Below are 12368 nucleotides of genomic sequence, written 5' to 3'. Positions count from 1 at the left end.
TGTCGGCAGCCGGTTGACGGCGTCGACCGGCTAGGCGACGCCTATGCGGAATACTCTATTCCGGTCGCTCGGCCGGAACATTTCGACCGGACGCGGGCCCGACGGCGCTTATCCTGTTGGACCATGCACCCGATCCAGCCCGAGACGTACGGCGCGCCGCGGACCGTCCAGGTCCCCGCCCAGCGCACCGCCGCCCCCGCCGAGGGCTTCGCGGTGGTCGACGTCGAGACCACCGGCCTCGGCCGCTCGGACCGCGTCATCTCGGCGGGCGTCTACCAGCTGGACCCGGACGGCGAGGTCACCGACCACTGGTACACCCTGGTCAACCCCCAGCGGGACCCGGGCCCGGTCTGGATCCACGGCCTCACGTCGGAGCTGCTCTCCGGCGCCCCGACCTTCCCGCAGATCGCCGACGAGTTCGCCGACCGGCTGAACGGCCGGGTCCTGGTCGCCCACAACGCGCTCTTCGACTGGAACATGATCTCGCGCGAGTTCTCCCGGGCCGGCCTGCGCGCCCCGGTCGAGCAGCGGATCTGCACCATGGTGCTCTCCCGCGACCTGCGGCTGCCGCTGCCCAACGGCAAGCTGTCCTCGCTCGCCGCCCACTTCGGCGTCCGCCAGCAGCACGCCCACAACGCCCTGGACGACGCCCGGGTGCTCGCCGAGGCGTTCCGCCCCAGCCTGCACCTGGCCCGCCAGGGCGGCGTCCCGCTGCCGGTGCAGGCCTGCGTGGCCGTCACCGACCTCGGCGAGGACGAGCCCGCCACCCCCGGCCGCGCCTCCTGGACCGGCGCCGCCTACCGCCAGGCCAAGAAGCGCCCGCCCTGCCCGTACCCCAACCCGGGACGCTGGGAGGACGGCAAGCCGCTGGTGCAGGGCATGCGGGTGGCCTTCACCGGCGACACCGCCACCGACCGGGAGCTGCTGGAGGACCGCGCCGCCGAGGCCGGCCTGCACATCGCCACCTCGGTGAGCCGGCTCACCAGCCTGCTGGTCACCAACGAGCCGGGCAGTTGGAGCGGCAAGGCCCGCCGGGCCCGCGAGGTCGGCACGCCGGTGGTCGGCGAGGACGCCTTCCTCCAACTGCTCCGCGAGGTCGCCCCACACCCCGGTGCGTGAGCCGGATGTGAAGTCGGCGTACCGTGCCCATGTGTACCGTTTTCTGCTGACCCGCCAGTGGCTGATCACCATGCTGATCGCGCTGCTGCTGATCCCCGCGACGATCGAGCTGGGCTTCTGGCAGCTGCACCGCCACGAGTCGCGGGTGGCCCGGAACGACCTGATCGGCAAGGCCCTCACCGTCGCCCCCGTGCCGTTCGACACGGTGTCGTCGGCCCCCGGCTTCGCGGTGCCCAAGGACCTCATCTGGCACCCGGTGACGGCCACCGGGCAGTACGACACGGCGCACGAGTTCGTCGTCCGCAAGCGGACCGACTCCAGCGGGGACACGATCGGCTACTTCGTCATCACCCCGCTCAAGCTCTCCGACGGCAGGGGCAGCATCCTGGTCAACCGCGGCTGGGTGGCCGGCGACGGCGGCGCCACCGCCTACCCGACCGTCCCGGCCGCCCCGACCGGCGAGGTCTCCCTCACCGGTCGGATGCGCGCCGACGAGACCACGGGCAGCAGCGGCATCAAGGACCGCGCCGGCCTGCCCGACCGGCAGTTCAACCTGATCAACACCGAGCAGCAGGCCAAGGAGACCGGCGTCACCACCGTGCTCGGCGGCTACCTGGAGCTCACCGCCACCACCCCGGCCCCCGCCGACCAGCCCGAGCTGATCCCCGAGCCCAACCACTCCGACATCGGCCCGCACATGGCGTACGCGATCCAGTGGTGGCTGTTCACCGCGATGATCCCGGTCGGGGTCGGGGTGCTGGCCCGCCGCGAGGCCAAGGACCGGGCCAAGCAGGCCGCCGAGGCCGAGGTGCCGGTCGAGGCCGTACCGGCGGCCTGAGGCCCCGGCCCGAGGCCCCTACCCGGGGGAACGCCCCGGAGAACCGCCTACAGCACGTCCTCCAGCTCGCGCAGCAGCCGCGCCTTGGCCCGGGCGCCGACCACCGAACGCACCGGCTCGCCGCCGCGGAACACCATCAGCGTCGGCATCGACAGCACCCCGTACGCCGCCTGGGTGCGCGGATTGCGGTCCACGTCCACGCTGACCACCCGCAGCCGGTGCGCCTCCTCACGGGCGACGTCCGCCAGCACCGGCGCCATCATCCGGCACGGCGGGCACCAGTCCGCCGTGAAGTCCACCAGCACCGGCCCTTCGGCCGCCAGCACCTCCGCGGCGAACGTGTCGTCCGTCACCGCGGGCACCCCTGGGATCTGCACCATCGTCTACTCCTTCGCCCATTCGTTCGCCAGTTCACAGCGCGGCGGCTGTCCGGAGGGCTCGGCCGCCAGCCCGTCCCGGGCCCGTACCGCCCGGTCGAACTGCCCGGCCACCTGGGCCCGGACGTCCTGCAGCCGGGCGATGCACTCGTCCAGTTCGGCGAGCTTGCGCCGGTACACCTCCAGCGAGGCCGGGCAGGAGTCGCCCTCGGGGTGGCCCGCCTGGAGGCACTCCACGAACGGGCGGGTCTCCTCCAGGCCGAACCCGAAGTCCTGCAGCGTCCGGATCTGCCGCAGCAGCCGCAGGTCCTCCTCGTCGTACGCCCGGTAGCCGTTGCCCGCCCGGCGGGCCGGCAGCAGGCCGAGCTGCTCGTAGTACCGCAGCGCCCGGGTGGTCGTCCCCGCCCGCTCCGCCAGCTCCCCGATCCGCATCCCCGCACCCGCTCTCCCGGCCCGCCTCCGCACGCCGCCGGGACCGACGGTAGACCTTGACCCGGACGTCAACGCCAGCCCGTACGCCGCCCGCCCTCCACCGCCCCCGGCGCCACGTCACCCCGCCCCAGCCCCCGGCCCTCCCCCTCGCGCCCGCCACCCGGCAGGATGGGCCCCATGGATCTTGGACTGAAGGACAAGGTGTACGTGGCCACCGGCGCCACCCGGGGCCTCGGCTTCGCCGCCGCCCGGGAGCTGGCCGCCGACGGAGCACGGGTGCTGGTCAGCGGGCGCGGCAAGGAGTCCGTGGCCGCCGCCGTCGCCGAGCTGGACGCCATCGGTGGCGCCGGGACGGCCCACGGCCTGGCCGCCGACAACGCCGACCCGGCGACCGCCGAACGGCTGATCGCCGAGGCGACCGGGCACTTCGGCCGGCTCGACGGCGTGCTGATCAGCGTCGGCGGCCCCCAGGCCGGCCCGGTGGCCACCGCCCCCGAGGAGGCCTGGCGCGACGCGTTCGAGTCGGTCTTCCTCGGCGCGCTGCGGCTCGCCCGCGCCGCCGCCGCAGCCCTCGGCGAGGGCGGCGTGATCGGCTTCGTGCTCTCCGGCTCGGTGCGCCAGCCGATCCCCGGCCTGGGCATCTCCAACGGCCTGCGCCCGGGGCTGGCGATGGCCGCCAAGTCCCTCGCCGACGAGCTCGGCCCGCGCGGCATCCGGGTGGTGGGCCTGCTCCCGGCCCGGATCGACACCGACCGGGTGCGCGAGCTGGACTCCCTGGGCGGCGACCCGGACGCCGCCCGCGCCCAGGCCGCCGCGACCATCCCGCTCGGCCGCTACGGCACCCCGGAGGAGTTCGGCAAGGTCGCGGCCTTCCTGCTCTCCCCCGCCGCCTCCTACCTGACCGGTGTGATGATCCCCGTCGACGGCGGCGCCCTGCGCCCCCTCTAGGACGCACACGGGGGCGGGCGCCCGGCTCCGCCCGCCCCCGGTTCACTCCACCCGCGGGGGTCTGCGCCGCCCGCGGCGCCGTCGCGACTCGGGCCGGGCGGCCTGGAGGATCCGGATCCGCAGGTCGGCGGGGAGTTCCGGGAGGCCCAGGCTGGTCCGGGCGTCGGTTCGCGGGCCGGTGTCGAAGTGCTCCACCAGGGCCGCCGGATCGCCACCGGGAGTGAGCCGGACGGCGCACCGCAGCCGCGGGTGCCCGGGTGCGCGCACCAGGCGTACGCCCGCGCGCTCGACTTCGGGGAGCGTGGCCGTCCCGGTCTCCAGCGCCTCTTCCAGCGCCCGGGTGCGGACCCGCAGCCGGAGTCCGGTGGCGCCGGGCGTCGGCACGACGAGGCCGGCCGGGCCGCTGCGCCGCAGCTGCGCCACCAGCCACCAGGCGGTGCCCGCGACCACCACGGCCAGCCCGCCGATGACGGTGGGCCACCACCAGGCCGAATCCGCCCAGCGGGTGCGCGAGCGGGCACTGAGCACCGGCTGGTCCGGGGAGGTGAGCGGCCACCAGCCCGGCGGGTCGGCGCCGAGGCGCCGGTACAGGTCGAGCCCGCCGGCCAGCACCAGCACGCCGGCGGCCAGCAGCACCGCCCCGACCACACCCAGCAGCACCCGGTTGACGGCCGTCCGCCTCATCCCGCCGCCCCCACCCCGGGCGCCGCCCGCACGTCCAGGCGCAGCGGCCGGGCCAGCGTCACCCGTGCCAGCTCGTCGCGCAGTTGGCGCTGGACCGACACTGGGTCCGCCGCCCCGATGAGGGTGACCCGGACGCGCCGGCGGCTGATCCGGATCCGCAGCTGGTCGATGCCCTGGAGTCCGGCGGCGCGGTCGGCGAGCAGGTGCCCGATGCCGGCCCGGTCGATGACGGCGCCGGTGTCGCCGTGCCGGCGCAGCGGGAGCCAGCGGCCGAGACCGGGGGCGAGGGCCAGCCAGAGCAGCACCCCGCCGAGGAGGACGGCGGCGCCGGCACCCACCAGCGCCCACAGGTAGTCGAGGTGACGGGTGGCCAGTTCGTCGGCGATCCGGGCGCGCCACCGGCGGGTCGGGTACCCGGCGCGGACGGCGATCACGTCGTACAGCAGCGCGCCCGCGAGCACCAGCAGCACGGTGGCGACGAGCGCCGCGACGACGGCCCGCGGCGCCCGCGGCCGCCGCACCTTCTCCGGCGGGGGCCCGTCCCCGGCCGCCGTCGCCTCCTCGCCGGGCACCGGTTCGCCCCCCGCACTCATGACACTCCCCCGGTCACCAGCCGCTCCACGACGACGACCACCTCGGACACCCTGGTCCCGGTGAACCCGGCGACCTGCGCGGCGACGCGTTCGCGGACGGCCCGGGCGAGCGCCGCGAGGTCGGCGGGGAAGGGCAGTGCGACGGCGACCCGGACGGTCACGGTGCTGCCGGGCGTGGCCACCGAGACGGCGGGCGGTGCGCCCTGGGCGGTGCGGCCGGTCCAGGCGTCGGCGAGGGCCTCGCGGGCGGCCCGGGCCGCGATGCGGGCGTAGACGCGGTCGGCGATCCGGAGTCGGCCCCGGGCGGCGGGTTCGCGGCGGGCACTGGTGGTGGGAGCCGCCATCAACGGCGCCGGTCGCGGCCGCGGAGCAGGTCGCCGAGGTCGCCCAGCTCGATGTCGCCCTCCAGCAGGCGGCCGGCCACGAAGCCGACCAGCCCGAGCGCGGCGACCAGCAGGAACGCCGCGAAGCCGCCGAAGTACCCGGCGAAGCCGAGGGCCATGCCCACCACCAGGCCGACGATGGCCAGGTTCATCCGCTACTCCTCGTCCTCGCTGCCGCCCGCCGCCGGGCGCTTCGTGGGCTCGCTACTTGAGCTTGGGCCGCTGCCCCGCGACGACCGTCTCCTCTTCCTCCTCCTCGACGTCCGGCTCGTCGGGGAGGTGGACGTCGTTGACCGCGATGTTCACCTCGACGACTTCCAGGCCGGTCATCCGCTCGACCGCGTCGATGATGTTCTCCCGCACCTGCCGGGCGAGTTCGGGGATGACCACGCCGTACTCGACGACCAGCGCGATGTCGATGGCGGTCTGCTTCTCGCCGACCTCGGCCTTGATGCCGCGCCCCACGCCGGACTTGCCGCCCGGCACCCGGTCGCGCATCGCGCCGAAGGTGCGGGCGAGGCCGGAGCCGAGGGCGTGGATGCCGTTGACCTCGCGGGCGGCCATCCCGGCGATCTTCTCGACCACGCCGACGGCCAGCGCCGTGCGGCCGCGCTCGCCGGTCGGCTTGCCGGCGTCGGTCGCGGCGGAGGCGGCGGACGCAGAGGACGGCGAGGACGGCGCGTGGACGGCGGAGCCGGCGGCCGCGACGTGGCCGGGGTTCTTGTGCATGGTGGCGGGGGTCGGAGTGTCAGGCATGGGGGCGCATCTCCCGTCGTACGGCTCCAGCTATATCGCAAATCCCCATAACTCTGGCATTGCGCCACGTTCCGCGCCCGCCGGGGAGAGCCGCCGGGACGCCACCGGGACGCTTCCGGGAACGTCGAGGGCCCGGCCCGGGGAGCACACCCCGGGCCGGGCCCGTTCACACGACGCAGCCGGACAGGTCCTAGTCGCCGATCCCGGCGAGGTCCCGCAGGCGGCGGGCCTGCGCCGCCCGTTCGGCCGAGCGCTGCTCGTCGAAGGAGCGGCCGGCGGCGCCCTGGAGCAGGGCCTTGGTCTCGATGACGGCGTTGCGCGGCGCGGCCAGCAGGGCGGCGGCGAGGTCGCGGGCGGCGGCGTCCAGTTCCGCACCGGGGACGGCCAGGTTGGCCAGCCCGATGGCGGCGGCCTCCTCGGCGCCGATCCAGCGGCCTGTGGCGCAGATCTCCAGCGCCCGGGCGTAGCCGACGAGTTCGGTGAGCGGCTTGGTGCCGGCCAGGTCGGGGACGAGGCCGAGCGAGGTCTCCTTCATGGCGAACTGGACGTCGTCGGCGACGACGCGCAGGTCGCAGCCGAGGGCGAGCTGGAAGCCGGCGCCGACGGCATGGCCCTGGACGGCGGCGATGGAGACCAGGTCGGGGCGGCGCCACCAGGTGAAGGCCTGCTGGTAGGAGGCGATGGTGTCGTCGAGCTCCTGGTCGGGGGCGCCGGCGAGCTGGAGGAAGGTGGGCTCGCCGGGGATGCCCTCGGGGGTGAACATGGCCCGGTCCAGGCCCGCCGAGAAGGAGACGCCCTCCGCGCGCAGCAGGACCACCCGGACGCCGCCGGGCAGGTCGCGGCCGGCGGCGGCGAGGGCGCGCCACAGGGCGGGCGACTGGGCGTTGCGCCGCTTGGGCTGACACAGGGTGACGACGGCGAGCTCACCGTCGATCTCCAGGCGGACGCCGTCCTGCTCCCAGCTCGGGGCCTGCGGGTCGGTGGCGGGGGCGGTCATGCGGGGACCTCCGGTGGCGAGGGGCTTGGCTACCGGAGAGTAACAAACCTGGGCACGCGGCGGCAGGGCGCCGGCCCGGAAAGATCGACGGAAGGGGGGCGCCCGGGGGCGGACGACACCCCGGACATGACGATCGGCGGCCGGTCCACTCGACCCGAGGGCGGACGATCGGTTCTCGTCTCCCCGGTCGGCGCCCTGCCGCCGCGCCATTCAGCCATAAGCTGACGGACCGTCAGGAACCGGCCCCGGCGGTCGCCTTGTTCTTGCCACGCGTGGCACCACCGCGGCCCCGGAGAATGACTCCGGACTCGCTCAGCATCCGGTGCACAAAGCCGTACGAACGACCGGTCTCCTCCGCGAGAGCGCGAATGCTCGCCCCGGAGTCGTACTTCTTCTTGAGATCGGCCGCGAGCTTCTCACGCGCGGCACCGGTTACCCGGCTGCCCTTTTTCAGAGTCTCGGCCACCCGTGCCTCCTCGTAGCGTTGCTCGGTCAGATTCCCATGATCACCCATCCACCGCGTCCTGGCCACCCATTCGGCAAGGTCGATGTCGGGAATGCGTGGTCCTGCGGTGGTGATCCGAGCGCATCAGGGCGCTCACGTAGAGTGCGCGCCCCCAGGCGGATTCCGCCGTCCGCCGAGAAAGGGCTGATCAGCAGTGTCGGCCCGACCACGATCGAGTGGCGGGCCGACAGGAAGTCCTTAAACGGAATCCAGGCTTTCTTCATTCCCGGACACGCCGTAAGTACTAGTTTTTCTGGTCCTAAAAGCGGAGATCGCGTCTACACCCGGTCAGGCCAGCGAGACCAGATCGGCGTACGCCGGGCTCCAGAGGTCCTCGACCCCGTCCGGCAGCAGGATGATCCGTTCCGGCTGGAGCGCCTCGACGGCGCCCTCGTCGTGGGTGACCAGCACGACCGCGCCGCTGAACTCGCGCAGCGCGCCGAGGATCTCCTCACGGCTGGCCGGGTCGAGGTTGTTGGTGGGCTCGTCGAGCAGCAGCACGTTGGCGCTGGAGACCACCAGCGAGGCCAGCGCGAGCCGGGTCTTCTCACCACCGGAGAGCACCCCGGCCGGCTTGTCGACGTCGTCGCCGGAGAACAGGAAGGAACCGAGGATCTTGCGGATCTGCACCAGGTCGGTGTCCGGCGCGGAGGAACGCATGTTCTCCAGCACCGTGCGGTCCGGGTCCAGGGTCTCGTGCTCCTGGGCGTAGTAGCCGATCTTCAGGCCGTGGCCCGGGATCACCTCGCCGGTGTCCGGCTGCTCCACCCCGGCGAGCATCCGCAGCAGGGTGGTCTTGCCCGCGCCGTTGAAGCCGAGGATGACGACCCGCGAACCGCGGTCGATGGCCAGGCCGACGTCGGTGAAGATCTCCAGCGAACCGTAGGACTTGGAGAGCCCGCTGGCCGTCAGCGGGGTCTTGCCGCAGGGCGCCGGGTCCGGGAAGCGCAGCTTGGCGACCTTGTCGTTCTGGCGCACCTGCTCCAGACCGGAGAGCAGCTTCTCGGCGCGGCGGGCCATGTTCTGCGCGGCGACCGTCTTGGTCGCCTTGGCCCGCATCTTGTCGGCCTGGGAGTTGAGGGTCGCGGCCTTCTTCTCGGCGTTGGCCCGCTCGCGCTTGCGGCGCTTCTCGTCGTCCTCGCGCTGCTGCTGGTACTGCTTCCAGCCCATGTTGTAGACGTCGATGGCGGAGCGGTTGGCGTCCAGGTAGAAGACCTTGTTGACGACCGTCTCGACCAGGTCGACGTCGTGCGAGATGACGATGAAGCCACCCTTGTAGGTCTTCAGGAAGTCCCGCAGCCAGACGATCGAGTCGGCGTCGAGGTGGTTGGTGGGCTCGTCGAGCAGCAGCACGTCGGAGTCCGAGAACAGGATCCGGGCCAGCTCGACGCGGCGGCGCTGACCACCGGAGAGGGTGTGCAGCTCCTGGTTCAGGATGCGGTCCGGCAGGCCCAGGGCGGCCGCGATGGTGGCGGCCTCGGCCTCGGCGGCGTACCCGCCCTTGGTGAGGAACTCGGTCTCCAGGCGCGCGTACTTCTTCATCGCGTTGTCCCGGGTGGCGCCCTGGCCGTTGGCCATCCGGTCCTCGTTCTCGCGCATCTTCCTGAGCACGGTGTCGAGGCCGCGGGCGGAGAGGATGCGGTCCTTGGCGAGGACGTCCAGGTCGCCGGTGCGCGGGTCCTGCGGGAGGTAGCCGACCTCGCCGGAGCGGGTCACCGTGCCCGAGGCCGGCATGCCCTCGCCGGCCAGCACCTTGGTCAGCGTGGTCTTGCCGGCGCCGTTGCGCCCGACCAGGCCGATCCGGTCGCCGGCGGCGACCTTGAAGTTCGCGGACTCGATCAGGATCCGGGCACCGGCGCGCAGCTCAAGGGCGTTGGCGGAAATCATGGCGGAAACTACTCCTGGGACGTGGGCGGGCGGCCGGACGGGGCCCGGGGCCGGGCATCGGGAAGGGGCGTCGTCGGTGGTCGGCACAGCGCACGGGGCGGTGCCGCGCGCCCGCTATTGCCCGGAGAAGTCAGCCATGACGGCAAGTCTACCGGGCCGCGCGGGAACCCCCGGGGCTACCGCCCGGGGGTACCGGCGGTCCGGCGTTACTGCTGGGACTGCTGGGACTGCTGGGACTCGGGCTGCGCGGGCGGCTGGTCGCCCGCCGGGGCGTCCTGACCCACCGGGGCGTCCTGGGCCGGACTCGCCGCCGGGTCGGTGCAGCCGCCCTGCGGACGGACCGCCGCGAACGGCGCGGACGGGCTGCCGCAGGCCGCCTCGGGGGCGGCCGCCTTGGTGTCGAACACCCGGGCCGGAACGATCGGGCCGTCGGTGATCAGCACCCGGCTGCCGTCCAGCGCCTTCATCGAGGCGCTCGGGCCGGTGTTCAGCTGCCAGCCGGTGCTGTCCAGCCGGTACCCGTTGATGCCGCCGGAGACGGCCTGCCCGGCACTGTTGGTGCAGCCGCGCGGGACGAGCACGGCGTACTCGGTGCCGACCGTGCGCAGCGGGTCGTAGACGCAGCCGCCGGGCGGCTTGGAGTTGTAGCGCAGGTCGCCGTCGGCGTCGCGCAGGCCCATGGTCAGGTTCGGGGTCACCACGGCCACCCAGGCGGAGGCTCCCTGCGGGACGGTGTGCAGGGCCGCCGCGGCCCGCTCCTGGGCCAGCTCCTTGCGCTGCGCGTCGGTGCGCTTGTCGGCGCCGGGCTCGCCGTCGCCGCGCAGCCAGTCCGCCAGGCCGGGCACCGCCCGGTGCCAGCGCACCTCGTGGTCGCCCGGGCGCACCGAGGTGACCAGGCCGTCGTCCCAGACCACGATGGCGTTGTCCCCCGCCATCGACAGGTACAGCGCGGTGGCGCCCTCGCGGCGGTAGGACCAGGCCTGCTCGCCGCTCTGCCGGTGGAAGGCCTCCAGTCCGGGGCCGACCTTCAGGTCCAGGTCGGCCGTGCTCAGCGACTGTGTGCTGACCGGCGTGGCCTCCGCCTCGCCCGGCCCCGCCACCCGGTCGCCGAACGGCACCGGCTTGTTGGCGTGCGCCGCCGCACCGGCCGCAAGGACCAGCATCACCGCCAGGGCAGGCAGGATCGAGCGGGGGGTCAGTACACGCAGCGGCTTCCAGGACACGGCCGGAGCGTACCTTTCACCGGGCACGCGAGTCAGCCTGGAATTGCCCCCGCCCCACCCCTCGGACCGCGCGTCCGGCCGCGCGCGCCCTCCCCGCGCACCCGCCCGCCCACCTGCACCGTCGGTGCCGAGGCCGGGCCGCCGCCCGCTCCGGGGCCGGGCGCCGGGGCCCGGCCGGACCGTTACAGAGCTGATACACGCGGCGAGACCCGGCCGGGCGTTGCGGCAGACGGCGTTCGAATACCGCCCACTTTAGGGTGACATTCGGCTTTTCCGACGCCCGCCGGGCCTACTGTCGGCGAGCGGAGCGCCACGGTCCGTCCAGCGCGCCCCCGCCCCGCGACGCCCGGAGGAGAGACCATGCGAATCGGCCGCCTGACGCTGGCCGCCGCCGCCCTGCTGCTGATGGCCACGGCCAGCGTCCCGGCCGGGTCGCCGCTCAGCCAGACCGAACGGCACTCCCTCTCCTCGGACGCCTTCGAGCCGCGCGGCGCCGCCCCCCGCCCGCCCGTCCAGCGGCCCAAGCACGAGCCGCCGTTCGGCGCCTTCGTCGGCTCCTGGGACGACTACATCCCGCAGATCGGCCGGTACGCGCAGTGGCTGGGCGACGCCAACCTGCAAGTCGGCCACACCTACCTGGCGGGCAACGGCTGGGCCGACGTCGAGGGCGAGCTGATGGTGCTCGGCATGTGGTCGCAGTGGCGGCTGGCCGACCCGTCCCGGACGCTCGTCCTCGGCGTGCCGATGCTGGTACCCAACGAGGCGAACGTGCCGGACGGCGAGGTCGCCAAGCTGCTCGCCCAGGGCGCGCGCGGGGACTTCGACCGGCACTTCCTGCGGCTCGCCCACCGGCTGGTCGCCCTCGGCGGCGCGGACACCGTGCTCACCCTCGGCTGGGAGATGAACGGCGTCACCTACACGCACCGCTGCAAGCCCGACCCGTCCGCGTGGAAGGCCTACTGGCGACGGATCGTCGGTGTGATGCGCTCGGTGCCGGGGCAGCGGTTCCGCTTCGACTTCACCCCGAACCGGGGCCTGGACGCCATCCCGTGGACCAAGTGCTACCCCGGCGACGACGTGGTCGACATCATCGGCATGGACAGCTACGACCAGCCCGCCGGGGGCACCTTCGACGACTACGTGCGCGAGCCGTACGGGCTGCAGGACCAGGTGGAGTTCGCCGCCAAGCGCGGCAAGCCGGTCTCCTACCCGGAGTGGGGGCTGTTCCGCAACGGCGACAACCCGGAGTTCGTGCAGCGGATGGTCGAGTGGATGCGCACCCACGACACCGCCTACCAGACCGTCACCGACTACTGCCCGCACGGATTCTTCGAGTGCGACCGCAACCCGCGCTCCGCCGCCCGGTTCAAGCAGCTGATGTCCGGGTCGAAGGGGGCGCCCGCGGTGGTGCCGCCGGCGCCCCAGGCCCCCGTCCAGCCGATCGTCCCGCCGGTGGCGCCGCGCCCGCCCGCGCCGCCGACCGGGCCCGGGGCCCCGAACGTGGTGCCCGGCCCGTCCGCGAGCCCGTCGCCGGGCCCCTCGGCCACCGCGTCGGCGAGCCCCTTCGCGAGCCCGTCGGCGGCCCGGACGCCCGCCCGGCGCTGAGCCCGGGCGGGGGCGGGCGCG

The 12368-nt window shown here is 74.2% G+C and carries 15 protein-coding genes; 4 read left to right on the top strand and 11 right to left on the bottom strand.

From position 1 onward, the window contains the following. Positions 1-123 precede the first annotated feature (123 nt). Together ACFWPI_RS22165 and ACFWPI_RS22160 are read left to right on the top strand one after the other, a co-directional pair. Positions 124-1119 carry a DEDDh family exonuclease gene (locus ACFWPI_RS22165; protein WP_380376475.1) on the top strand — a complete coding sequence of 332 codons (996 nt, stop codon included), beginning with the start codon at positions 124-126 and terminating at the stop codon, positions 1117-1119. A 31-nt stretch (positions 1120-1150) separates the two neighbouring features. Beyond that, complete coding sequence (locus tag ACFWPI_RS22160) at positions 1151-1957, top strand: SURF1 family protein (RefSeq protein ID WP_063349618.1); 807 nt, start codon at positions 1151-1153, stop codon at positions 1955-1957. Between the two features lie 47 nt (positions 1958-2004). Here ACFWPI_RS22160 and trxA read toward each other — a convergent pair whose 3' ends face one another. Together trxA and ACFWPI_RS22150 are read right to left on the bottom strand one after the other, a co-directional pair. Further along, entirely contained in the window at positions 2005-2337 is a 333-nt protein-coding gene (trxA, locus tag ACFWPI_RS22155; protein WP_063349617.1) for a thioredoxin, read from the bottom strand. Positions 2338-2340: 3 nt separating this feature from the next. After that, positions 2341-2766, bottom strand: coding sequence for a MerR family transcriptional regulator (locus tag ACFWPI_RS22150; RefSeq protein ID WP_063349616.1), 426 nt, complete (start codon positions 2764-2766; stop codon positions 2341-2343). 177 nt (positions 2767-2943) lie between these two features. Between ACFWPI_RS22150 and ACFWPI_RS22145 the strand changes: the two genes are divergently transcribed. Further along, on the top strand, positions 2944-3714 hold the full coding sequence (locus ACFWPI_RS22145; RefSeq protein WP_063349615.1) for an SDR family oxidoreductase: 771 nt from the start codon (positions 2944-2946) through the stop codon (positions 3712-3714). 42 nt (positions 3715-3756) lie between these two features. Here the strand turns inward: ACFWPI_RS22145 and ACFWPI_RS22140 are convergent, their stop codons facing one another. From ACFWPI_RS22140 to ACFWPI_RS22100, 9 genes are all read right to left on the bottom strand, one after another. Then, positions 3757-4398 carry an alkaline shock response membrane anchor protein AmaP gene (locus ACFWPI_RS22140; protein WP_380376471.1) on the bottom strand — a complete coding sequence of 214 codons (642 nt, stop codon included), beginning with the start codon at positions 4396-4398 and terminating at the stop codon, positions 3757-3759. Continuing rightward, positions 4395-4991 carry a DUF6286 domain-containing protein gene (locus ACFWPI_RS22135; protein WP_380376468.1) on the bottom strand — a complete coding sequence of 199 codons (597 nt, stop codon included), beginning with the start codon at positions 4989-4991 and terminating at the stop codon, positions 4395-4397. The genes ACFWPI_RS22140 and ACFWPI_RS22135 overlap by 4 nt, the downstream gene beginning before the upstream one ends. Further along, positions 4988-5335, bottom strand: coding sequence for an Asp23/Gls24 family envelope stress response protein (locus ACFWPI_RS22130; RefSeq protein ID WP_380376466.1), 348 nt, complete (start codon positions 5333-5335; stop codon positions 4988-4990). Before ACFWPI_RS22130 ends, ACFWPI_RS22135 begins: the two co-directional genes overlap by 4 nt. Then, on the bottom strand, positions 5335-5526 hold the full coding sequence (locus ACFWPI_RS22125) for a hypothetical protein (protein WP_063349611.1): 192 nt from the start codon (positions 5524-5526) through the stop codon (positions 5335-5337). Before ACFWPI_RS22125 ends, ACFWPI_RS22130 begins: the two co-directional genes overlap by 1 nt. Positions 5527-5578: 52 nt before the next feature. After that, positions 5579-6103, bottom strand: a complete 525-nt coding sequence (locus ACFWPI_RS22120; RefSeq protein ID WP_380376497.1) for an Asp23/Gls24 family envelope stress response protein — start codon at positions 6101-6103, stop codon at positions 5579-5581. A gap of 217 nt (positions 6104-6320) precedes the next feature. Continuing rightward, positions 6321-7127 carry an enoyl-CoA hydratase/isomerase family protein gene (locus tag ACFWPI_RS22115; protein WP_380376463.1) on the bottom strand — a complete coding sequence of 269 codons (807 nt, stop codon included), beginning with the start codon at positions 7125-7127 and terminating at the stop codon, positions 6321-6323. Between the two features lie 232 nt (positions 7128-7359). Beyond that, a complete protein-coding gene (locus ACFWPI_RS22110; protein WP_030059940.1) occupies positions 7360-7593 on the bottom strand; it encodes a helix-turn-helix domain-containing protein in 234 nt (77 codons plus the stop codon). A gap of 327 nt (positions 7594-7920) precedes the next feature. Further along, a complete protein-coding gene (abc-f, locus tag ACFWPI_RS22105) occupies positions 7921-9519 on the bottom strand; it encodes a ribosomal protection-like ABC-F family protein (RefSeq protein WP_063349609.1) in 1599 nt (532 codons plus the stop codon). Positions 9520-9725: 206 nt separating this feature from the next. Next, positions 9726-10742, bottom strand: a complete 1017-nt coding sequence (locus tag ACFWPI_RS22100; RefSeq protein WP_380376459.1) for a hypothetical protein — start codon at positions 10740-10742, stop codon at positions 9726-9728. Positions 10743-11102: 360 nt separating this feature from the next. On the opposite strand from ACFWPI_RS22100, the gene ACFWPI_RS22095 reads away from it, so the two are divergent. Continuing rightward, entirely contained in the window at positions 11103-12347 is a 1245-nt protein-coding gene (locus ACFWPI_RS22095) for a glycoside hydrolase family 26 protein (RefSeq protein WP_380376456.1), read from the top strand. The last annotated feature ends 21 nt before the right edge of the window (positions 12348-12368 follow it).

This window comes from Kitasatospora sp. NPDC058492, assembly GCF_042720685.1.
Classification (GTDB): Bacteria; Actinomycetota; Actinomycetes; order Streptomycetales; family Streptomycetaceae; genus Kitasatospora.
Note: the sequence above shows the minus strand (reverse complement) of the source record. Positions and strands in the feature narration are given on the sequence as shown.

Bases quoted from the DNA above. Each gene is read 5' to 3' on its own strand.
- ACFWPI_RS22125 (WP_063349611.1), bottom strand. From the start codon at position 5,526: ATGAACCTGGCCATCGTCGGCCTGGTGGTGGGCATGGCCCTCGGCTTC.
- ACFWPI_RS22165 (WP_380376475.1), top strand. From the start codon at position 124: ATGCACCCGATCCAGCCCGAGACGTACGGCGCGCCGCGGACCGTCCAG.
- ACFWPI_RS22115 (WP_380376463.1), bottom strand. From the start codon at position 7,127: ATGACCGCCCCCGCCACCGACCCGCAGGCCCCGAGCTGGGAGCAGGAC.
- ACFWPI_RS22130 (WP_380376466.1), bottom strand. From the start codon at position 5,335: ATGGCGGCTCCCACCACCAGTGCCCGCCGCGAACCCGCCGCCCGGGGC.
- trxA (WP_063349617.1), bottom strand. From the start codon at position 2,337: ATGGTGCAGATCCCAGGGGTGCCCGCGGTGACGGACGACACGTTCGCC.
- ACFWPI_RS22150 (WP_063349616.1), bottom strand. From the start codon at position 2,766: ATGCGGATCGGGGAGCTGGCGGAGCGGGCGGGGACGACCACCCGGGCG.
- ACFWPI_RS22120 (WP_380376497.1), bottom strand. From the start codon at position 6,103: ATGCACAAGAACCCCGGCCACGTCGCGGCCGCCGGCTCCGCCGTCCAC.
- ACFWPI_RS22095 (WP_380376456.1), top strand. From the start codon at position 11,103: ATGCGAATCGGCCGCCTGACGCTGGCCGCCGCCGCCCTGCTGCTGATG.
- ACFWPI_RS22135 (WP_380376468.1), bottom strand. From the start codon at position 4,991: ATGAGTGCGGGGGGCGAACCGGTGCCCGGCGAGGAGGCGACGGCGGCC.
- ACFWPI_RS22140 (WP_380376471.1), bottom strand. From the start codon at position 4,398: ATGAGGCGGACGGCCGTCAACCGGGTGCTGCTGGGTGTGGTCGGGGCG.
- ACFWPI_RS22145 (WP_063349615.1), top strand. From the start codon at position 2,944: ATGGATCTTGGACTGAAGGACAAGGTGTACGTGGCCACCGGCGCCACC.
- abc-f (WP_063349609.1), bottom strand. From the start codon at position 9,519: ATGATTTCCGCCAACGCCCTTGAGCTGCGCGCCGGTGCCCGGATCCTG.